Raw genomic sequence first — 20,836 nt, 5'->3', positions numbered from 1 at the left:
CCGAAGAGGCTTGCTAGTCCTCCCAGCGCTCGCTTTCGCCATCTACGTCTGGCCGAACGACGCCGAGAGCGAGCCGGAGTCGACGCAGACCGAATCGGTCCAAACGACGGACCGACCGTACACGATAAAAGAAAGTCGAGCCGTCGAAGAAGACGAGACGGTACGCTATGAGTACGACGTCGTCGTGCACGGCCAACCGGACGTGGAGACGCTACAGGCAATCAGTCACGACGTCATCGACGAAGTTAAACACCGCGACACGTTCCAAGCGGCATTAATCCAATATTACGACCATGAGGCGTACATCGGTACCGACTCACCGCTCGGACAAGCCGTCTTCGGTCCCGGTGGTGACTGGGGACTCGCCGGAACGGTCGCTCCCGGCGATTACGAAGAGATGACGTTCGGGTGGCAGTTGCGCGAGAAAGAGTGGGATTCCCAACTATCCGAGGAAGAAGTTCGCGTATGGCGGGCCTGGAACGATGTGTATGAGACGAAAGCGTCGGACCACCCCGATATCCGTTCACGTGTGACCCGGACCATTTCGACCAAATACGGGATTGATCCGGAAGACGTGCAACAGATCGTCTTAAAACAAAACGTCTGGGCCGCCCTCTAATCAACGGAACAGGCAGGACTTCCCTTCTCCTTCGGCTAATGATAAGGAGAAGGTTTTTGTCGTTTTCGTTGATGTAGAAAGGACGAGATGCATGAGAAGACACCTATGTGCTGTTGTCATCGCCCTATTGGTCGGTTCGTTGTTCCCGCCGCTCGGCGCGGAAGCGGCCGCATCGGCACCGTATCAGCTGAACGTCCGAGCCGGTGCCACGCTCTATCAATTTGTCGGCAAGACGCTCACCCCGAAATCGACATTGAGAGGCACCAAGACGTTTCAGGCCATCACGACGTCAGGGAGCTATTATCGCGTCACCGATGGCAAGACGACGTGGTACGTCCGAAAGCAAGACGGCACGCTACAGGCGAGTCACCTCTCACGCGCGACATTCTCGTCAGACGCGTACGCCCGGCTGACGCACGAATATATGCGGACGCTCACCCGCGGGGCGTCCCCATATACATATGATGTCCTGTCGCCTACGAACGCCGTCACCCGAGCCGATGCCGCCTTGCGAGGAAACTGGTATATCCCGTCCCCTCCCTACACGCTCCGGGTCCCGAACGTTGATACATATCGATTTGACACGTCGATCCCGAAAGTCGACTCTAATTCGTTCGTCTTTCAAATCCATTATTTCACGACGCTCAACCAACTGACACAAGCCTATACGGTGAACGGACGGGACGAGTACCTCCGTTACGGGAAACGGATCGTCCAAAGCTGGACGAAACAATATCCGGTCGAGGACTATAAGCGCCATACGTGGCCTTATCATGACCACGGGACCGCCATCCGGACGTTTCATCTGCTCAATTTTTGGAACGTCTACCGGACGTCACGTGTGAATGACGACCCGGCGTTCTCGCAACTGTTCGCGAAGACGCTGTATGAGCACGCGACGCTACTAGCGACACCGAGCTTCTATAAATCGAAAAACAATCACGGCATCTTTCAAGACATGGCGCTCACCGCCATCTCCGAGACGCATCGCTCGTTCGATCGTTCCGCCGGCTGGCGCACGCTCGCCACGAACCGACTGACTGCCCAGCTGAATCACAGCCTGAGTGCCGACGGTGTCCATCTCGAGCATTCGCCGTTTTATCAAATCTATATGTATGACACACTCAGCCGCTTCAACGACTGGGCCGCCGCCAATCGCTTCGGATTATCAAGCCGGATGCTAGACGTAAAGGATATGCCGAACGCGCTGACCTATATGCTTAAACCGAACGGAACGTTGCCGATGTTCGGCGACACCCCGTCGCTCGTCCATCATCCGGAGGCCATCCCACACGTCGACCGTTCCCCACACCTGCTTTACGCGATGAGCGGCGGGACGCGCGGAACAGCCCCGACGACACGGGTCGGGCGCCTGTCGGATCAATACGCGTTCTTCCGCCAACATTGGGGCGGCCGCGCCGGGGCGTTCGAGGATGCCGTCCACGTCATGATGACAGCCGGCTATCACAGCAACGTCCACAAACATGCCGATGACTTATCGATTGACGTCTCCGGTTACGGACGAGACTTCATCGTCGAGAGCGGTCGCTACGGTTATACGTCCCGACCCGAGCGACAAGCCGTATTACCCGCGGCGGCCCACAACACGGTCCATGTGTCCGGCAAGAGCTTCAATTTGACCTCGAGCAATTTGGGGCGAAGCCGCATCACGTCCGTCGGGGCGTCGTCGACGCAATGGACGGCCGCCGGGACGAGCCAGTTGATCGGGAGCAGCATGGCCCATACGCGTCGACTCGCTTACGACCGGGACGGGACGATGCTCGTCTACGACCGCGTCACGAGTCCCGTGACCGCTTCGTTCGTTCAACGGTTCCACCTCGGGGTCGGGTTGAACCGAACGGAGAGTGGAAGTCGTTATGCCTATTTCAAAGACGCGTCAGGACGCTCCCTTCACCTCTTGCAGCTCGAGGTCGATGCGATCCCGACACTTTCTATCGGTTCGAGTTACGTGTCGTATCGTGATTACGACTGGCAACGCCGCAATCAAGTCGCGACGACGAAGCGTGGAAAAGGCGTGACGTACTTGACGCTCCTCCACCTCGGCGAGCGCCCGACGAAAATTCGCTCGGCTACGGTCGAGACGACGGACCGGCACTATATCGTCCGCTACACGCTGTCGGACGGGAAGACGAAGACGCTATCGATGCTACGCTGAACTTCCCCCTTTTATAAAAAGGGGGGTTTTTTCTCGTTCGGTTAGGGAAAACTCGTTAAGTAGGCCAAAACGTGGCTTACACGGGTGCGCATACTTAAAGGGGAGGCAATGACATGGGGAATAAGAAAGAAGAGCAGCTGAAACAACATACGATTGACAACGAGCAACAGGCCGGGCTCACGACGAATCAAGGGTTGAAGATGGCGGAGGACGAGTTTTCACTCAAAGCCGGTCGGCGGGGACCGACCCTAATTGAGGATTTCCATTTTCGGGAGAAGATGACGCATTTCGATCACGAGCGTATCCCGGAACGAATCGTCCATGCTCGTGGTGTCGGGGCGCACGGGGAGTTCCAAGTGTATGAGCCACTCGCCGAATATACGAAAGCCGACTTCTTGAACGATCCATCGAAAGTGACTCCGGTGTTCGTTCGTTTCTCGACCGTACAAGGATCCCGCGGTTCGGGTGACACGGTCCGTGACGTCCGTGGTTTTGCAACAAAGTTTTATACAGATGAAGGCAACTATGACCTCGTCGGAAACAACATCCCCGTCTTCTTTATCCAAGACGCGATTAAGTTCCCTGACCTCGTTCATGCCGTGAAACCGGAGCCGCATACGGAAGTCCCGCAAGGCGGGAGCGCCCACGACACGTTTTGGGATTTTGTCGGTCAAAACCAAGAGGCGGCCCATATGGTCATGTGGGCACTTAGTGACCGGGCCATCCCGCGCAGCCTGCGCATGATGGAAGGGTTCGGGGTGCATACGTTCCGGCTCGTCAATGCCGAAGGGAAAGCACATTTCGTCAAGTTCCATTGGAAACCGAAACTCGGTATCCATTCCTTAGTTTGGGACGAAGCTCAAAAGGCGCTCGGTAAGAATGCCGACTTCCATCGCGTTGACTTGTATGAGGCCATCGACAAGGGCGACTATCCAGAATGGGAGCTCGGCTTACAGATTCTCGCAGAAGAGGACGAGTTCAAATTCGACTTTGACATTTTAGACCCGACGAAGTTGTGGCCAGAAGAAGATGTGCCCGTTAAGCTAGTCGGCAAGATGACGCTCAATCGAAACGTCGACAACTTCTTCGCTGAGACGGAACAAGTCGCCTTCCACCCGGGCCATCTCGTCCCAGGCATTGATTTTTCGAACGACCCATTGCTTCAAGGACGTTTGTTCTCGTACACAGACACCCAGCTCTCAAGGCTTGGCGGACCAAACTTCCATCAAATCCCGATTAACAAACCGGTCTGTCCGTTTCATAACAACCAGCGGGACGGTATGCATCAAATGGCGGTTCATAAAGGGCAAACGAGCTACCATAAGAATGCACTCAACAACAATCAACCCGCACCCGTTCCGGCCGACCAAGGTGGATTCGAACATTATCAGGAGAAAGTCGACGGACATAAGATTCGCGGTCGGAGCGATAGTTTCCTTGACTTCTACTCACAAGCCAAGATGTTTTATAACAGCATGACGGACGTCGAGAAGAAACACATTCAAGATGCCGGTAGCTTCGAGCTCGGGAAATGTGACTCCGATCTCGTGAAAGAGAATGCGATTGATTTGTTCAATCGGATTGATCGTCACTTGGCATCAGTCATTGCCGAGAACATCGGTGTCGCGCTCCCGGCAGAAAATCACGAAGTCGTCTCGGACAAAGCGTCACCTGCCCTCAGCATGGCGGATACGGTGCGAAAACCGGATACACGGAGTGTAGCCGTTTTGTTAGCGGGCGATGTCGATGCCGGTCAAGTGAAGGCGTGGGTGCAAGCCCTGGCGGAAAATAAAATCAACTACAGCCTCGTCGGCAAAAAAGCGCATACGCTCGGCGACCTGAAAGTGAAAGAGACGTATGACACGGTCGACTCGAGCCTGTTCGATGCTGCCTTCCTCGTCAGTACTGCGACCTCGGTCGAAGACGACGTCCTCGAATTCATCGAGAATACGTACAAGCACTACAAACCGCTCGCCCTTCACTTACATCACGATGACGTGCTCGCGAAGTGCCGCGTGAAGACAGACCAACCCGGCGTGTTCTCATTCCCGGAACACAGCCTTAACGGGTTTGATACGTTTATTGATGGAATTGCCAAAGCCCGGTTCTGGGACCGGATGTAATTGATGCAGGACGACGCGACTCAATCCATGAGTCGCGTCTTTTTTATGGTCGATGCGTTCAAACAGACAGAGGTGTCCGCTATTTGCTATACTCTTTTAGTTATGTTTATTAACTATTTATTAGATAATCCTAGGAGGCGGGCCCGTCATGCAATTGACTACACAAAAACTTTGGACGAAAGACTTTTTTATTATCTCGCTCGTCAACTTTTTCCTCACGCTCATCTTCTTTTTACTCATGGTCACAATCGGGGTCCATGCCGTCACGGCCTACGGGGCGACGACGAGTGAAGCCGGTCTGGTCACAGGAATCTTTATCATCGGTACCCTCGTCGGGCGTCTCTTCATTGGACGTCTCATCGATTCGATTGGTCGGAGAAAGACGCTTCTGATCGGTCTTACCTTCTTCACCGCGACAATCCTTCTCTACTTCGTAGACTTTGGTGTCGGTTTCCTCTTGTTCACCCGCTTCGTGCACGGGCTCGGCATGGGGTTGTCGAGCACGGCGACCGGCACGATTGTCGCGCAAGTCATCCCAGCGGCCCGTAAAGGGGAAGGCATCGGCTATTACAGCATGAGTTCGACACTCGCGACCGCAATCGGTCCATTCGTCGGCCTACTCATGAGTCAATATACGAACTTTTCTACGATTTTCTTGCTCTGTCTCGTCATCGGGCTCATCAGCCTCGTCAGCGCCCTGACCGTCAACGTGCCGGAAGCGGACAACCCAAGCATCGTCCGCGGCTTTTCACCGAGCTCGTTCGTCGAACCAAAAGCGTTACCGATCGCCCTCATCATCGCCGTCGCCGCGCTCAGCTTCTCGAGTGTGTTGTCTTACATTAACTTTTACGCGAGCGAGCTCGATCTCGTCGAAGCGGCCAGCATTTTCTTCCTCGTCTATTCAATCGCCGTGCTGTTGTCCCGTCCCCTTACCGGGCGGCTCATGGACGCGCGCGGGGCAAACATTGTGATGTACCCCGCCATCGCCGTGTTCGCCGTCGGATTGTTCGTGTTGAGCCAAGCGACGACGGCAATCGGTTTACTCGTTGCCGGTGCCTTGATTGGCCTTGGCTTCGGGAATATCCAGTCCGGGACGCAAGCGATTGCGGTCAAAGCAGCTACGCCGGCGCGAATGGGAATGGCCACTTCGACATTTTTTATCGCCCTTGACGCAGGACTCGGGTTCGGGCCTTACTTGATTGGCTTGATGATTCCACTGACCGGGTTCTCGATGCTCTACCTCGGTCTCGCAGGGGTCGTGGCTTTATTGCTCTTCTTGTATCACATCATGAACGGACGGCATGAACGCGCCAAGCTAAAACAGGTAGCCTGACAGGACGGAACTTTCGTCCTGTCTTTTTTGAATGTTCACACATTTCTGTTCGACATACGGTAATATGAGAATGACGTGTTGAAAAGTTTTTATCGAAACGAGGGACATCATGTACGCTGACCAGACGATTCATCACCATTCCGCCGCCCTACTTCGAACGTTTGATAAGATTTCGGACTACGTGTTCTTCATGGAAGTCGACGGGGCGACCTATCGATATGTGTTCGTCAACGAGCCCGGCAAACGTGCGATCGGCTGGACTGATGACGACCTTGGGAAGAGCATTGAGGATAAAGTGCCGCCTGAAACGGCCGCGCTCATCTCTCGCTATTACAATCAAGCCATCCGAGAACGAAAGAGCGTCGTTTATGAAGATTATCAACTTGCCGATTCGTTCTATACGGATACGCTCGAATCAGAGGACGTCTTGTCGTTGCCACTGCACTACTTCGAGTCAGAAGTGACGCCGGTGTTTGACGGGGAGACGTGCACGCACGTCATTTCGGTCGTCCGGGAAGTGACCGAACGCAAGCGACGTGAGCTCGAACTGACGATTTTACGTGATCAGCATGAGTCGTTACGCCGTTATTCGCCCCACGGTATTTTTGTCCTCGATCATGATTTCCGCATCAAGTCGCTCAATCCGGCCGTTACGGCGATTACAGGTTACACGGAAGATGACTTGTTGGACCGCTCGTTCATCGACTGGGTCGAGACGTCTGAACGCACAACGGTCGAAGCGGGGCTTCGCCATGCCATGTCAGGCACTCCACACAAGTACGCCATTCGTGGACGTTACCGGTCCGGAGAACCGCTCGATTTGGCGATTTTGAATATTCCGATTGAAGTCGGTGGCCATATTAACGGCCTGTTTGCCATCATCATCGACCACACGCCGGAGAAGGACGCCGAACGGGCGATGCGGGAAAGTGAACGGCGTTACCGCCAATTGATCGAGCTGATTCCTGAAGGGATTATCGTGCATCGGGACGGGCATGTATTATACGCGAACGCCATCGCGCGCTCGACGATTGGTGAGCCTAAGATGCATCACGAATCCATCTTCCAGTTCATCGCCCCGGAACACCACGAACACATCCTGAACCGGCTTGAAGTGCTACGTCTCGGGGATCCTGTTGATGAAACGGAACTGACGCTCATTACCCAAGGCGGTCAACGCCTGCACATGGACATCACGAACCTCGTCATCGATTACGAAGGGACCCCGGCCGTCCTGACCGTTCTCCGCGATGTGACGGACAAGCGGGAAATGGAAGAGGCGCTTCGTCAAAGCGAGACGCAATATCGCCTCATTACCGAGAACATGAGCGATCTTGTCTGCATACTTGAAGCGGACGGAACGGTACGCTATGCGAGCCCTTCCCATCTCCACGTGCTCGGTTACACCCCTTCGTTCTATGAAGGGAAAAACACGCTTGACTTCATCCATCCTCGCGACGTCGTCTCGACACGTCAGAAGCTTCGGTCCATCACGGCCGCATCGCCGCTCACGCTCGAGTTCCGACATGCACACGATGACGGACGTTGGATTTGGCTCGAGACAAAGATTCAGGCCATTTATAGTGACACTGGCACGTTGCTTCACTACTTGACGGTCACTCGGGAGATCATGCAACGGAAAGTCGTCGAGAAACAGCTACGACACCTTGCGTATCACGATACGTTGACGGATTTGCCGAATCGCCGCTATTTCCTTGCCTATCTTGAAGAGTCCCTCTCGCGAATCGAAGAAGAAGCGGAATCCCTCGCGATTCTATCGCTCGACCTCGACCGGTTCAAATGGGTCAACGACACGCTCGGACATGACATCGGGGATGAACTGTTACGTCAGTTCGCCCACCGGCTCACCGATGTACTCCGCAAGCAAGACGTCATCGCCCGGTTCGGTGGAGATGAATTCATCGTGTTGATTCGATACAACGACCCCATCGCCCCGCGTCGGGTCGCCGAGAAATTACTCGTCGCCCTTGAACAGCCGTGGCAGATCGAGACGCATGCCTTCGTCACGACGTCGAGTATTGGAATTGCTAGCTGTGACGGCGCCGTTTCACCGAAACAACTGTTAAAGCGAGCGGACATCGCACTATATAAAGCGAAATCGAATGGCCGCAACGGCTACGCCTTGTATGAAGACCGCTGACAAGCGGTCTTTTTCACGTGAAACATTAAATTTACGTCAAAATCCGAACATTAATGAGAAAATTTAACTATTTTTAATTTTTTTACTTACTTTTCGCCAGTAAGCTTTGACTTTCATCCGCATATGGGTTACATTACCGAATGGACGAAGAATTTTAACTCATATCACTTAAAATGTTCGTAAATAGGGGTGTTTCAAATGGATAAAGTGTTCGATTATGAAGATATTCAATTAATTCCGGCTAAATGTGTCGTTGATAGCCGGTCCGAGTGTGACGCTAGCGTGACGCTCGGCGGTTTCACGTTCCGGCTCCCGGTCGTGCCTGCGAATATGCAGACGATCATCGATGAGAACGTCGCCCTCTCCCTCGCGGAGAACGGCTATTTCTACATCATGCACCGTTTCAATCCCGAGACGCGCCTCGCCTTCATCGAAGACATGCACGGACGCGGCTTATACGCGTCAATCAGCGTCGGGGTGAAGGAAGACGAATATCGTTTCGTCGAGATGCTCGCTGAAACGGGGCACACGCCTGAATTCATCACGATTGACATCGCGCACGGGCATTCGAACGCGGTCATCCGCATGATTCAACACATCAAGCATCATTTACCGGGGACATTCGTCATCGCCGGGAACGTCGGGACGCCCGAAGCGGTCCGCGAACTTGAGCATGCGGGGGCAGATGCGACGAAAGTCGGCATCGGCCCGGGGAAAGTGTGCATCACGAAAATCAAGACTGGTTTCGGGACAGGTGGATGGCAACTCGCTGCTCTCCGTTGGTGCGCCAAAGCGGCGACCAAACCGATCATTGCGGACGGGGGCATCCGCACGCACGGGGACATCGCGAAATCGATTCGTTTCGGTGCGTCAATGGTCATGATCGGCTCGCTGTTCGCGGGCCATGAAGAGTCGCCGGGTGCGACGGTCGAGCAGGACGGGAAACTGCTCAAAGAATACTTCGGCTCGGCGTCTGAATTCCAAAAAGGGGAACGGAAAAACGTCGAAGGCAAGAAGATGTTCGTCGAGTACAAAGGGGCACTGCAGGACACGTTGACCGAGATGGAGCAAGACCTCCAATCGGCCATCTCTTACTCGGGTGGGGACAATCTGGACGCATTGCGCACCGTCGATTACGTCATGGTGAAAAATTCGATTTTTAACGGGGATAAAGTATACTGAAACAGGCGACTCGCGGGAGTCGCCTGTTTTTTATACGTCGCTGAGACGCTTCGTCATCATATAATAGTCGGTACCCGGTGGATAGTCACGCAACACTCCGGCGACCTCGTAGCCGTAAAGCTCATAGAACGCTTTCGCCTGAAATGAGAACGTCGTCAGTTTCACCTGAGTGGCCCCAAGCGCCTGTGCTTTCGCCTCTCCCGCCGCGAGCAACCGTGAGCCAAGTCCTTGCTTGCCATACGCTTCAGCGACCCATAGTCGGTCCAAGTCGAACCAGCCCCAATAGACGCTACCATACAATCCGGCGATGATCTCCCCGTCTCGCTCCACTTTCAATTGGACGACCGGCACGTCCACACCTCGAATGTTTCGATGATGGGGTGAATGCTTGTCGTTAAACGCCCGAAGTCGCTCCGTCAAGTGTTGTTGAAACGCTGCATCGTCCTGTACAATCTCTTGAATCTCCATCATGTCTCACTCGACCCGTTCACGAAGAACGTAATCAACTCCCGCTCTTCCTCATTGACCGTCCGACCGACCTTCTGTTCGTACTGAGCCGTCATCACCGCTTCATTTCCCGGGAAATCTAACGCCAAATGCGCCAATTCGCGCAACATGTCACGGTCTTTTTCAAACGCTTCACGGGATACGACTTCCCCATGCGACCACACGTACGCGTCCGCATCGAACCGGTCGAGCAGGTCGAGCAACCGGAGCGTCGCTTCTGCCGTCATGCGCCAGGACGGGGCGTACAGGTTCGCATAGAGTGCGTCGCCTAGAAACAACACTTTCTCCTCCGGGATATAGGCGACGACCGAGTCGGCCGTATGGTCCCCACCGACGTGTTTCAAGACGACGTGGACGCCACCGAGATCGAGCGTGAGCGTGTCATCGAACGTGACCGTCGGCAAGACGACGCGCATCGTCCGTTCCGTACCGAACTCGAGACGGATGGCATCGGCACAGAACGGGATCTCGATTCCGCTTTTGACGCGTTCGTCGAGCGAGGCATCGTCCCATTCATAGGGCAAGAGACGCGCCATCCGGTTTTTCGTGTCCGTGCTCGCGATCGAGACGAGACCCGTCAAGGCCGAGAGTCCGAAAATATGGTCCCAATGCCAGTGCGTCAGCGCGACGAGCGTCGGTCGCTTTAGACCTTCGGCATCCATTGCGGCGAATAAGTCGTTCGCATGGGACTCCGAGTTCCCGGCGTCGATTAAGAGTGTATGTGTTTCCCCCACAACGACGCCTAGGATGGGGCGATCGGTCTCGGCCACGGGCGTCATGTACCAAAATCGAGGTGAGTGAGGAATGAATGTCTGCATGTGTGATCCTCTCCTTATTGGTCGTCTTTAAATGAATCATAAATATAAAACCCGTCGCCCCCACCTTTTTTGGCGACATACATCGCCGCGTCCGAGTGATGGATGAGCTCATCGAGCGAGGTGAGCCCGCCCGACGAATAGGCGATGCCGATGCTCGCGGACAGACGGAGCACCAACTCGTTCCCGACCATCATTTCCTGGGAAATGAGCGTTGCTAGTTGCTCGAAGTCCGCTTGTGCGAGTTGTTCCGTTTCCAAGACAATCAAAAACTCGTCCCCGGCGAACCGATACGCCTTGCCGTCATGAAACTGACTGAACGAACGGATTCGTTTCGCCGTCTCGACGAGCACTTCATCCCCGACGAGGTGACCGTGTGTGTCGTTGATCCGTTTGAAATCGTCTAAGTCGATGAACAGGAGCGCGACGGCTTGTTTCCGATTCATCTTTTGTCGCAAGTCTGCCATGAGCGAATGGCGATTGCCGAGCTTTGTCAGGCCGTCTTTCGTAATCAGCTCGATGACTTCCTGATGTTTGCGCTCGCGGCGAATCTCGTTCTCCATCCAACGGGTCACGAGTAAAATCGTGTCCGTCATCTCTTGAATGGCGACCTGGTCGATCACATCCTCAAAGCTGCCCTGTTCCGTGAGGAAGACGAGCCAGCCGAACGTCTTGCCCTCATTGACGAGCGGCAAGCTGATCATTCCCGAGAATTCGATTGTATCGATGACGAGCTCGGCCCGCTCCAGCTTTTGGTGACCGTGCTTCGCTAACGCTTCGATTCGCTCATACGTGCCCTCCGTCCAATCGAGCATGGTGTCCCCGTCACTCGACCACGTCTTATAACCACTTTCAGTGGAGAAGGCGATCGTATGCGAATACCCCATCCATTCCCGCAACACGGTCTGAATCCGTTTTAGCTTCTCCGGGAAGGAGGCGTGGAGCGCGGTCACTTCATATAGCGACTCGAGCGTCTGTTGCCGTCTCGTGCCGGCACGCACCTGCTCGCTCAGTTCAATCTCGGCCATCACCCAGCGGGCAAAATCTTCGAGCGTCCGAACCCCTTCCTCGTCGAACGGCCGCGGTGTCTCGTCCGTGACGCAGAGCGTCCCGATGGCGTGTCCGCTGCGTGTGACGAGCGGGACACCGGCATAAAACCCTAGCCCTTCAAGAACCGGATTCCCGATCGTCGGTTCCGTCGCTTGGACGTCTTCTAACACGAGATTCGTTCGACTCGTGACGACGCGGTCACAGAGCGTCCATTTGCGTTCGACGTACGGTGCGATTTTTTCCCCGTGACACGATTTGATCCACTGCTGGTCCGTCGTCAAAATCGAGATGAGCGCGGTCGGCATATCGAGTGTCTGGGCGACGAGACGGCTGATTCGGTCATATCGTTCTTCCCGTGGCGAATGTAAAATTTCAAGGCGTAAAATCGCCTTCAACCGCTCCGTCTCGTTCTCGTCGAGTGAAGTGATTACCTGTTGTCGCCCCGATAACCCATGGCGCAGCGCCGCATGATGATGCTCGAGCGCATTCAGCGCCGCGTGCAAGTCGGCAGGCGGCAGCGGGCGGCTAAAGAAGTAACCTTGAACTTCGTCACAGCCGAGGCGTTCAATCGCACGATACTGTGCTTCGGTCTCCACCCCTTCTGCTGTCACTTCTAGGTTTAGTTTCTTGGCGAGCGAGACGATCAATTTGACGATCTCGTATTCTTTTAACCCGTTGTCTTGATCGAGCTGACTGATGAACGACCGGTCAATCTTGATGCCGTTGATATCGAACAGTTTTAAATAGTTGAGGGACGAATAACTGACACCAAAGTCGTCAATCAAGATACGAAACCCTTTTTCTTTTAAGTAATCAACCGTCTGGATCCCGACGAGCGGCTCCTGCATGAGTGTATGCTCGGTGATCTCAAACTCGAACTGTTCCGGCGAAAGCCCGTGCGATGCCAAGACGGTGAGCACGTTCCGCATATACGGTTGACGGAAGACGACCGGTGACACGTTGATGGCGACACGGCGCCCCTCGAACAAGGCCGGGGCCTCGGTCATATCCCGACAGACGCGGTCGACGACGAAGGCGGTGACGTCCTCAATCAAGAGCGATTTTTCGGCAATCGTGACGAACGATTCGGGCGAGACGTTCCCAAGCAACGCGCTATGCCATCGCACGAGCGCCTCGAAATGAATCGTCCCATCATGGCAGCTGACTCGCGGTTGATAGACGACACGCAACTCGTTCGCTTTCAATCCTTTGACGAGCTCAGTCTCAATCGTCATCTCGTCAATGTAATGTTGGACGTAATCGTCCTTCTCATAGATGCGAATCATTTGCTTTCCGGCCTGCCTCGCTTCGAGCAGTGCCGTCGATGCGTTCATGATGACGCGGTCGGCATCCTCGTACCCTGTGCTCAGCCCGATACAGCCGGACAACGTGAACTCGGTGCCTCCCACCTCATACGTGTAGTCAGCGATGGCTTCGAGCAATCGTTCCGCATGCTCGAACGCCGTCTCGATGTGCGTGTCCGGCAAGACGGCGATGAAGTCTTCCCCGTCGACTCGTCCAATCATCGAACCGGTCGGCAATAGCTCCGCTAGGCGGCGCGTCATCTCTTTAATCAAATGGTGTGACGACTCGACCCCTTGCAGCGACAAGACGATTTTGAACCGGTTGATATGGAGGCGCATGACGCTCGCCATGTCACGTTCCGTCGTATGTTCAAACAGCTTCTCGAGCTCGAGCTTCACTTTCATCAAGTTCGGCATCCCGGTCAAATAATCGATGTGCTCAATGCTCGACAACAGCTTCAGCTCGGCCTCTTCGGACAGGTCGGTCGTCAAGCCGAGGACGTAACAGACGTCACCGGCCACGTTCTCGATCGGCATGAGGACCGATGAGGCGAAACGTGCCGTGTTGGATTCGATGTTCATCTTCGACATGAAATAGACCGGCTCACTCGTCTCGATGACGGTATCGTAATGATGAATCAACTCCTCGGCCACATCAGCTGCGTACATGTCGTGCAAATAGCGTCCGGCCACGTCGTCTGGGAGCATCGAGGCACGCTTCCCTTGCTCACTGACGCGGACGTATCGATAGCCTTCCGGGGTCACTTCCATTAAAAACACCATGCGATATAAACGAACGAATACATCAAACAAGTAATGCGGGTCGGCCTTCATCTGCTTCATACGTTACCTCCATGCGATTTCTGTTGACTCTAGTGTAGAACTTTTCTACCCGTTTGTTCACAAATCCGTTCAAAAAAAGGGAAAGTGTTTTTTACTCAGAGCATACAAAAACGGGTAAAGATAACTGAATCAAGTCTTGAAACGAGGTGAGCCATCATGATCAGTCGAAACGTCTATCCGCAGACACGGCCAGGCAAATGGTCGGTCGGGTTGTTGCTCGCCGTCTTCCTCTTGTTGATTGTCGCCACCGTCAGCACGCAGTCCGCTCAACCGTTCAACACCGGCACGCTGTTCGACAATACGTGGGCAGCCGCCGCCTCGATGACGGCGTTCGCCGCAGCGATCGGTGCGTTCTTTGTCGGGCTGTACACGATTCTTCGCAATCAAGAGCGGGCAGCTTCCGTGTTCTTCACCGTGCTACTCGGCGGTCTCGTCGTCTTGTTCGTGCTCTTCCAACTGTTCGCCTAAACGAAGACGCCCCTTCCCGATTAGAGAAGGAGCGTCTTGTTATAGCAGTTCGTTCGCGAGCAAACGATAGACGTTCAGGCGGTCGGACTGCTGGTGTTGGATGCTGCAAATCATCGCCTCGTCAAACCCGTAACGTGCCGACTCCTCTTGAAGTTGGGTCGCAATCTGTTTCGGCGTCCCGACGAGATGGATGGCCCGGTTGTTCGCGATATGAATCTTGTCGACCTCGGTGAGCGGGTACTCGTGCGCCGCTTCCGGACTCATCAGTTGGCGCAGTTGGCCACGCATCAAGAAGAGACGAGACAAGTCGGACGGACGGGCCAAATATTCCGCCTCTTCTTCCGTCTCGGCCGTCGTGACGAGATACGTCACGTTGATGTCCGGTTTCTCCATGAAAGCGGACGGACGGAAGTTGTCGCGATAGGCGTCGAGCGCTTCCGTGCTCAATTCCCCGTTGAAAAATTGAGCGAACGAATAGCCGACGCCCATCCGCCCGGCTTGGACGGCACTGTTCCCGCTCGACCCGAGAAGCCAAGCCTCCGGGCGCGTCACACCGGTCGGCGCGGCCGGCGTGTGTTTATACCAACGTTCTTCTGGCGTCTCGTCATTGATGAGTTGGAGCGTCGTCGCTAATTTTTCATACAATCCGTCCATCATCGGCTTCTGGCCTTGTGACATCGCATAAATCGCATTCGCATCCCCGCCCGGCGCCCGTCCGACCCCAAAGTCGATGCGTCCTGGCGCGAGTGCGCTCAGCGTCTTGAACACCTCGGCCATCTTGAGTGGGGAATAGTGCATCATCATGATGCCGCCAGAACCGAGCCGAATCCGCTCCGTCTTGGCCGCGATGTACGCACTGACGACTTCCGGTGCCGAGCTCGCGAACGACATGCCGCCATGGTGTTCGGCCATCCACATGCGGTGATAGCCGAGCGCTTCACCTAGTTGCGCGAGTTCGACGGCGCTCGTCAACGCATGCTCTGACGTATGGCCAGACGTGACCGGGGCTTGATCGAGTATGCTTAATCTCATGTTCATCTCTCCACTTCTATTATATATGCTGAATATCTCGAATTTGTAACACTCGCCGTCATCATACTAAAGTGAGGCCGAGAATACGAATCGTACGCTCATGAGACCGTTCATTTTTTTCTGAAAATTGCAACGGATTGTTGTCCGTCATGCTTTCCCTTCTCTATAATGAATGAGAAGAACACATTCCTTCATCGTCATACCGTCTCGCGTGATGGGGACACGCGAAGACATACTACACTCTCGGGGAAAAGGGGTATTCACTATGAATCAACCACCAAACAGGACGAACGAAGACAATCCATCGTTTACGTCCAACGATTTTTTGAAATTTATCATCCCGTCTCTAATCGGTCTCATGTTTTTCATCGTCCCGATTCCGACGGACGACGGCTTTACCATCCCGGTCGCCTTCTTATCGAACCAACTCATCGACTTGATTGGCGACGTCGTACCGACACTTGCTGTCATCATGATGGGCCTCTCGGTGCTCGGGTCGCTATGGACGTATTTGGCCAAACCGGCGTTCGTCTTGGAGCGTCCGCACTTCAATTCGTTGTTGAACATCACACCGTTTTGGTTCGCCATGCGCGTTGTCGGGTTCATCGCCGGCGTCATGACACTTCTCGTCCTCGGCCCTGAGATGATCACGTCCGAGTTCACGGGCGGGCTACTCCTTTACGATTTGATTCCAATCTTGTTCGCGACGTTCCTCTTTGCCGGCATGTTGCTCCCGCTCCTCTTGAACTTCGGGTTGCTCGAGTTCGTCGGGACGATGCTCATCAAAGTCATGCGTCCGCTCTTCAAGCTCCCGGGCCGGGCCTCGCTCGACTCGCTCGCATCATGGGTCGGGGATGCGACGATTGGGATTCTGTTGACGACGAAACAGTACGAGAACGGCTACTATACGAAGCGAGAAGCCGCCGTCATCGCGACGACGTTCTCGGTCGTCTCAATCACGTTCACGATCGTCATCTTGTCGTACATGGAACTCGATGCCTACTTCCTACAGTATTACGGAGCGATCGTCATCTCAGGTATCGTCGCGGCCCTCATCATGCCGCGGATCTATCCGCTCTCGAAAAAAGCGGACACGCCGTATGAAGGGACGGAACTGAAGCCGGAAGAGCCGGTCCCAGCAAACGTGTCGATGCCGAAGTGGGCGCTTCGCCAAGCGCTCCTCAAGTCGCAATCGAGTAAGAGCTTTGGTGCCACGCTGAAGGACGGCTTCCAAAACGTGCTCGACATGTGGCTCGGCATCTTGCCGATCGTCATGGCCGTCGGGACGATCGCGCTCGTCATCGCGGAGTATACGCCGCTCTTCACGATTCTCGGCAAGCCGTTCGAACCGATTTTGATGTTGCTCCAAGTACCGGAAGCCGAAGCCGCCGCCCAGACGATGGTCGTCGGGTTCGCCGACATGTTCTTGCCGGCCGTACTCGGTAGCGGCATCGAGAGTGAGATGACGCGCTTCATCATCGCGACCGTATCGGTCACCCAGCTCATCTTCATGTCCGAAGTCGGGGGGCTGCTCCTCGGCTCGAAACTGCCAATCTCATTCGTCGACCTCGTCCTCATCTTCTTGCTCCGGACGTTTATCACGCTCCCGATTATCGTCGGGATCGCCCATTTGGTCTTTTGACGACAGAACGCCTCTTCTCGTATTTTCTGGGAAGAGGCGTTGTTTGTATAATGAATGAAAAGGAGGGATTGATGTGGAAGAGCATTTTGCCGGACAACTCGAGACAGCGAAGAAGGGGTATGCGGGCATCGTCAATCCGCAAGCTTATGTAGACGACCGGTATCACGGCCATTGGACTGTGAAAGAAGAGAAACGCATCGACGGGGTGATCCCACTTCTTCAACGCGCGTTTAACGGCGGGAAGAACAACTGCACCCTCACATCCATCACAGCCATTTTTCGCTACTACCGTGATCACGGCTACACGAACATCCCCGACGACCCGTTCGTCATTCAACAAGACGCTCGAGAGATTGCGATTGAACACCAATTCAAAGACGAGAAAGGCACACCTCCGACACGAATTGCGACAATCGTAACGAAACTTTGGGAGCGGTACGGCTATAAGGGACGCGGCAGTTCGCGCTACTTATGGAAATGGTCGACGTTCGAGCGCGAGCTCCTCGCCAATCGTCCGTTCATCTTGAATATGGCGAACGGGTTCTATAAAAATCATTCGGTCACAGGCATCGGCTATATCATTTATAAAAAGCCCGGCTACGCTGACGTCGTCTTGCTCGAAGTGCTCGACAACCGCTCCGAGGACGTCCGTTACATCGACTTCAACGAGTTCAATTTTTGGGGCAGCATCACGCGCGTCTATCCGCCTGCGAAGTAATCTTTCAGGAGAAGAAAATGTCTGCCTCCTGATGAATGTGCGCGCCGATTTTCAATAAGTGCTCCCGCTTCGCATATGCGCCGTGGTGCAGACCGTTCAAGTCGACGCCGTTGCCGAGGCCGACGAACACTTCGGACGGTTTGAAGTGAAGACCGACCATCGGGATGCCCGCCGGATGAAGGCCGAGCTCGTAGACGGCGCTCGGATAGCCCGTGACCGTCCGTTTTTCGGTAAAGCCCGTCATGGCCATGCAGTTGTCGCGACCGAGCACGATGAGGTGGTCTGGACGGATGTGACGAATCGTCCGTTCTAGAAGCGCTAGCGAGTCGGGATGTTCCATCCAACGACGCCCGTCTCGAATCTGCCCCATTTGCCGATAGGTCGCGTATTTGAAGAAGTCGACATGGATGGCGGACCCGTCGTAAAACGACCGGTCCATGCCTTCGAGTAACGCTTCAAGTTTCGCCCCGTCTGGCTTGCCGAACCAGCTCGTCGTCGCCCGCCCGGCCTCAAAATAGGCCGTTGCGTATTCAATCGTCGCGTCGAGGGCTGTCTCGTCCTCTAGATACGCTTCAAATGACTGGTCACGCCAATAGAATTTTTGCGCGTCGTCACTTCTGACTTTGCCGTCTCGTTCAAAGAATTCGCCGCGCGACGGGTTCGTGCCGATGGTCAGCCACTGGCCGTCTGTCGGACGCCCGTACCAAAGGACGGGAGATGCCCCCTCAATCAGCTCCTTTTGAAACGGTGACGCCAAGAGCCGTTCTTGAAATCGAAGCGCCTCTTTTAATAAATCTCGTGCGTGCTCCATCGTGTCACATCCCTTCTCTCCGTTCGTTTCCCGCTTTCGGCGGTATGTAAAATGCGTTATAGTGAGAAGACGAAGCCAAACAAAGGACGTGAATCGATGCGTATCAATAAATTCATCAGTGAATCAGGCAAGGCGTCCCGCCGCCAAGCCGACCGTCTCGTCGAAGAGGGACGCGTCACCATCAACGGGAAGAAAGCGAAAATCGGCGACCAAGTGAAGCCTGGGGACGAAGTGCTCGTCAACGGCTCGATCGCCCGTGTCGCCCGCAACAACGTCTACATCGCCGTCCATAAACCGGTCGGCATCACGAGTACGACGGAGAAGAAAGTGAAAGGCAACTTGGTCGACCTCGTCAACCATCCGCTCCGTATCTTCAACATCGGGCGCCTCGACAAAGACTCTGAGGGGCTCATCTTGATGACGAACGACGGCGATATCGTCAACGAGATCCTTCGCGCCGAGAACGAGCACGAGAAAGAGTATATCGTCTCGGTCGATAAGCCAATCACTCCAGAATTCGTCGAGCAGATGGAGGCCGGCGTCAAGATTCTCGGACAGAAGACGTTGCCGTGTAAAGTGCACCAACTGTCGAAGTTCGACTTCAACATCACGCTCACGCAAGGACTCAACCGTCAAATCCGTCGCATGTGCGAAGAGCTCGGGTACGAGGTGTACCGCTTGCAGCGCGTCCGCATCATGAACATCACGCTCGGCAAGCTCCCGCCAGGCCAATGGCGCGACCTTTCGAAGAAAGAGCGCGAGCAGTTGTTCCGTGAATTGAATTACGAACCGAAAGAATGGTATTAAAACAAGCCCAGACGCTTATTTGTCTGGGCTTGTCATCGTTCATGGAGCGAGGCGACATGGTCGGTCTCACGAAGAATGAACCGTTTGAGTTGGGCGCTGAGGTCATCGAGTTGTCCCATCGTCGTCTTGAATCTGAAGGTCGCACGGAAGTGGTCGAACGGGTCGTGTTGCCACTCATCATGGATATGGACGTCGACTTGGATCGTCCCGGTCCGATCAATCAGCGTGAAAGTGAGGCTGATTTTTTGCTCATCCGCATCCGAGTCGAACAACTCCCAAATCACAGGTTTCTTCCCCCAAGTGTTATTGAATCCAGCAATCGAGTCAATCAGTTCTTGCAGCGTCTCGTCCTGCATATACACCTCTTGACTGCTCGAACAGACGGAGGCGTGGAGCTGGAGTCTGACTTGGTAAAACAGCTCGGTCTCATCCATCCAAATGCGTTCCATCTCAAATTGAGTTTTCAGCTTTTGCACCCACTTTCTCGTTTTGGTCTGGCTGTTCAATCCGGACGAAGCGATTCGACCAAATCGGTTTCATGCGCCAAGAAGCCCGATAGTTGTCGCTGCAAATCATCCATCTGCCCCATCGTCGTCTCGAACGAGAAAGCAGCCTTCATATCTCCGCCATCTCCTTTCATCTGTTCGACTACGGCGTTGACTTGAACGGTCCCTCTCGTGTTCGCCAGCTCGAACGTCAAAGAGACGTGGACGAGTGGGCTATCAAGTGTCCACGTCCGAACCAATTTTCCGTTTCGAGCATTGAATGCTTGTAGCGCAGAGACGAGCGCTTCAATCTCGGCTACTGTGACCTCGCACCACTTTGCTTTTAACTCGAATGTCACATTCATCTCGAGTGCATCTTCCCATAAACGTTTCATCTCAAATTGATGCACCATACCTTCACCTCTTTTTTATGAGATACATGATGACAAGTCAGTAAGTTGTTTCGAATAGTTGGAGCAGACAAAAGAAGCGCCATGCTATCGTTTAGCCGTTTAAATACCCGTCCCAATCGTAGTCTTCAATTTCCTGAAACGTCCCTTCCTCGTCCCGTTCATATGCACAAAGCGGTGGTTGTTGTACGATTGATAAAATCGAATCATCCATATTCAATACGACTCCAATCGACACGACGAGAAAGTTCTCCGTGTCACGTGAACTACTCACCACTTATTTGCTTCGCAAATTGAAGTGGGAGCTTCTTGGGAAGATCGTACTTTTACTAGCTACGATTATTGACCAA

Annotated in this window: 17 protein-coding genes and 1 pseudogene; 10 read left to right on the top strand and 8 right to left on the bottom strand. The window is 54.3% G+C overall.

Annotated elements, in window-relative coordinates:
- Nucleotides 1-10 precede the first annotated feature (10 nt).
- The 6 genes from KNP76_RS07720 (at nucleotide 11) to guaC (ending at nucleotide 9,594) form a co-directional block, all read left to right on the top strand.
- Entirely contained in the window at nucleotides 11-619 is a 609-nt protein-coding gene (locus tag KNP76_RS07720; RefSeq protein WP_235193437.1) for a hypothetical protein, read from the top strand.
- Between the two features lie 91 nt (nucleotides 620-710).
- Entirely contained in the window at nucleotides 711-2,795 is a 2,085-nt protein-coding gene (locus KNP76_RS07715; protein WP_214843945.1) for a heparinase II/III family protein, read from the top strand.
- A gap of 113 nt (nucleotides 2,796-2,908) precedes the next feature.
- A complete protein-coding gene (locus tag KNP76_RS07710) occupies nucleotides 2,909-4,918 on the top strand; it encodes a catalase (protein ID WP_214843943.1) in 2,010 nt (669 codons plus the stop codon).
- Between the two features lie 148 nt (nucleotides 4,919-5,066).
- Nucleotides 5,067-6,251 (top strand): MFS transporter, encoded by a 1,185-nt coding sequence (locus tag KNP76_RS07705; RefSeq protein ID WP_214843942.1) that lies wholly within the window; start codon nucleotides 5,067-5,069, stop codon nucleotides 6,249-6,251.
- 109 nt (nucleotides 6,252-6,360) lie between these two features.
- Nucleotides 6,361-8,412 carry a sensor domain-containing diguanylate cyclase gene (locus KNP76_RS07700; protein ID WP_214843940.1) on the top strand — a complete coding sequence of 684 codons (2,052 nt, stop codon included), beginning with the start codon at nucleotides 6,361-6,363 and terminating at the stop codon, nucleotides 8,410-8,412.
- A 198-nt stretch (nucleotides 8,413-8,610) separates the two neighbouring features.
- On the top strand, nucleotides 8,611-9,594 hold the full coding sequence (gene guaC / locus KNP76_RS07695) for a GMP reductase (RefSeq protein WP_214843938.1): 984 nt from the start codon (nucleotides 8,611-8,613) through the stop codon (nucleotides 9,592-9,594).
- A gap of 30 nt (nucleotides 9,595-9,624) precedes the next feature.
- Here the strand turns inward: guaC and KNP76_RS07690 are convergent, their stop codons facing one another.
- From KNP76_RS07690 to KNP76_RS07680, 3 genes are read right to left on the bottom strand one after another with little or no spacing between them, the layout of a single operon-like run.
- On the bottom strand, nucleotides 9,625-10,065 hold the full coding sequence (locus KNP76_RS07690; RefSeq protein WP_214843936.1) for a GNAT family N-acetyltransferase: 441 nt from the start codon (nucleotides 10,063-10,065) through the stop codon (nucleotides 9,625-9,627).
- A complete protein-coding gene (locus KNP76_RS07685) occupies nucleotides 10,062-10,919 on the bottom strand; it encodes an MBL fold metallo-hydrolase (protein ID WP_214843934.1) in 858 nt (285 codons plus the stop codon). Before KNP76_RS07685 ends, KNP76_RS07690 begins: the two co-directional genes overlap by 4 nt.
- Before the next feature lie 14 nt (nucleotides 10,920-10,933).
- Nucleotides 10,934-14,113 (bottom strand): bifunctional diguanylate cyclase/phosphodiesterase, encoded by a 3,180-nt coding sequence (locus KNP76_RS07680; RefSeq protein ID WP_214843932.1) that lies wholly within the window; start codon nucleotides 14,111-14,113, stop codon nucleotides 10,934-10,936.
- 156 nt (nucleotides 14,114-14,269) lie between these two features.
- On the opposite strand from KNP76_RS07680, the gene KNP76_RS07675 reads away from it, so the two are divergent.
- Nucleotides 14,270-14,581, top strand: coding sequence for a hypothetical protein (locus KNP76_RS07675; protein ID WP_214843930.1), 312 nt, complete (start codon nucleotides 14,270-14,272; stop codon nucleotides 14,579-14,581).
- A 39-nt stretch (nucleotides 14,582-14,620) separates the two neighbouring features.
- Here KNP76_RS07675 and KNP76_RS07670 read toward each other — a convergent pair whose 3' ends face one another.
- Complete coding sequence (locus tag KNP76_RS07670; protein WP_211780181.1) at nucleotides 14,621-15,613, bottom strand: LLM class flavin-dependent oxidoreductase; 993 nt, start codon at nucleotides 15,611-15,613, stop codon at nucleotides 14,621-14,623.
- A gap of 265 nt (nucleotides 15,614-15,878) precedes the next feature.
- On the opposite strand from KNP76_RS07670, the gene KNP76_RS07665 reads away from it, so the two are divergent.
- Both KNP76_RS07665 and KNP76_RS07660 read left to right on the top strand, forming a co-directional pair.
- Nucleotides 15,879-17,255 carry a YjiH family protein gene (locus KNP76_RS07665; RefSeq protein WP_214843928.1) on the top strand — a complete coding sequence of 459 codons (1,377 nt, stop codon included), beginning with the start codon at nucleotides 15,879-15,881 and terminating at the stop codon, nucleotides 17,253-17,255.
- A 73-nt stretch (nucleotides 17,256-17,328) separates the two neighbouring features.
- Nucleotides 17,329-17,973 (top strand): C39 family peptidase, encoded by a 645-nt coding sequence (locus KNP76_RS07660; protein ID WP_214843926.1) that lies wholly within the window; start codon nucleotides 17,329-17,331, stop codon nucleotides 17,971-17,973.
- 4 nt (nucleotides 17,974-17,977) lie between these two features.
- Here the strand turns inward: KNP76_RS07660 and KNP76_RS07655 are convergent, their stop codons facing one another.
- A complete protein-coding gene (locus tag KNP76_RS07655; RefSeq protein WP_214843924.1) occupies nucleotides 17,978-18,784 on the bottom strand; it encodes a hypothetical protein in 807 nt (268 codons plus the stop codon).
- 96 nt (nucleotides 18,785-18,880) lie between these two features.
- On the opposite strand from KNP76_RS07655, the gene rluF reads away from it, so the two are divergent.
- Complete coding sequence (gene rluF, locus KNP76_RS07650) at nucleotides 18,881-19,591, top strand: 23S rRNA pseudouridine(2604) synthase RluF (RefSeq protein ID WP_214843923.1); 711 nt, start codon at nucleotides 18,881-18,883, stop codon at nucleotides 19,589-19,591.
- A 32-nt stretch (nucleotides 19,592-19,623) separates the two neighbouring features.
- On the opposite strand, the gene KNP76_RS07645 is transcribed toward rluF, so the two are convergent.
- The 3 genes and pseudogenes from KNP76_RS07645 to KNP76_RS07635 form a co-directional block, all read right to left on the bottom strand.
- A complete protein-coding gene (locus tag KNP76_RS07645) occupies nucleotides 19,624-20,040 on the bottom strand; it encodes a hypothetical protein (RefSeq protein ID WP_251137396.1) in 417 nt (138 codons plus the stop codon).
- A 53-nt stretch (nucleotides 20,041-20,093) separates the two neighbouring features.
- Nucleotides 20,094-20,471 (bottom strand): hypothetical protein, encoded by a 378-nt coding sequence (locus KNP76_RS07640; RefSeq protein ID WP_214843921.1) that lies wholly within the window; start codon nucleotides 20,469-20,471, stop codon nucleotides 20,094-20,096.
- Nucleotides 20,472-20,580: 109 nt separating this feature from the next.
- Nucleotides 20,581-20,745 (bottom strand): annotated as a pseudogene (locus KNP76_RS07635) (immunity protein Imm33 domain-containing protein); the annotation flags it as partial.
- Nucleotides 20,746-20,836 lie beyond the last annotated feature (91 nt).

The organism is Exiguobacterium sp. s150 (assembly GCF_018618435.1).
GTDB classification, from domain to species: Bacteria; Bacillota; Bacilli; order Exiguobacteriales; family Exiguobacteriaceae; genus Exiguobacterium; species Exiguobacterium alkaliphilum.
This window is presented reverse-complemented; position numbering and strand designations above follow the sequence as displayed.

Excerpts from the sequence above, each read along its gene's own strand:
- KNP76_RS07715 (WP_214843945.1), top strand. The coding sequence starts at position 711 with ATGAGAAGACACCTATGTGCTGTTGTCATCGCCCTATTGGTCGGTTCG.
- KNP76_RS07645 (WP_251137396.1), bottom strand. The coding sequence starts at position 20,040 with ATGGAACGCATTTGGATGGATGAGACCGAGCTGTTTTACCAAGTCAGA.
- guaC (WP_214843938.1), top strand. The coding sequence starts at position 8,611 with ATGGATAAAGTGTTCGATTATGAAGATATTCAATTAATTCCGGCTAAA.
- KNP76_RS07710 (WP_214843943.1), top strand. The coding sequence starts at position 2,909 with ATGGGGAATAAGAAAGAAGAGCAGCTGAAACAACATACGATTGACAAC.
- KNP76_RS07700 (WP_214843940.1), top strand. The coding sequence starts at position 6,361 with ATGTACGCTGACCAGACGATTCATCACCATTCCGCCGCCCTACTTCGA.
- KNP76_RS07680 (WP_214843932.1), bottom strand. The coding sequence starts at position 14,113 with ATGAAGCAGATGAAGGCCGACCCGCATTACTTGTTTGATGTATTCGTT.
- rluF (WP_214843923.1), top strand. The coding sequence starts at position 18,881 with ATGCGTATCAATAAATTCATCAGTGAATCAGGCAAGGCGTCCCGCCGC.
- KNP76_RS07655 (WP_214843924.1), bottom strand. The coding sequence starts at position 18,784 with ATGGAGCACGCACGAGATTTATTAAAAGAGGCGCTTCGATTTCAAGAA.
- KNP76_RS07690 (WP_214843936.1), bottom strand. The coding sequence starts at position 10,065 with ATGATGGAGATTCAAGAGATTGTACAGGACGATGCAGCGTTTCAACAA.
- KNP76_RS07705 (WP_214843942.1), top strand. The coding sequence starts at position 5,067 with ATGCAATTGACTACACAAAAACTTTGGACGAAAGACTTTTTTATTATC.
- KNP76_RS07685 (WP_214843934.1), bottom strand. The coding sequence starts at position 10,919 with ATGCAGACATTCATTCCTCACTCACCTCGATTTTGGTACATGACGCCC.
- KNP76_RS07640 (WP_214843921.1), bottom strand. The coding sequence starts at position 20,471 with ATGAAACGTTTATGGGAAGATGCACTCGAGATGAATGTGACATTCGAG.
- KNP76_RS07665 (WP_214843928.1), top strand. The coding sequence starts at position 15,879 with ATGAATCAACCACCAAACAGGACGAACGAAGACAATCCATCGTTTACG.
- KNP76_RS07675 (WP_214843930.1), top strand. The coding sequence starts at position 14,270 with ATGATCAGTCGAAACGTCTATCCGCAGACACGGCCAGGCAAATGGTCG.
- KNP76_RS07670 (WP_211780181.1), bottom strand. The coding sequence starts at position 15,613 with ATGAGATTAAGCATACTCGATCAAGCCCCGGTCACGTCTGGCCATACG.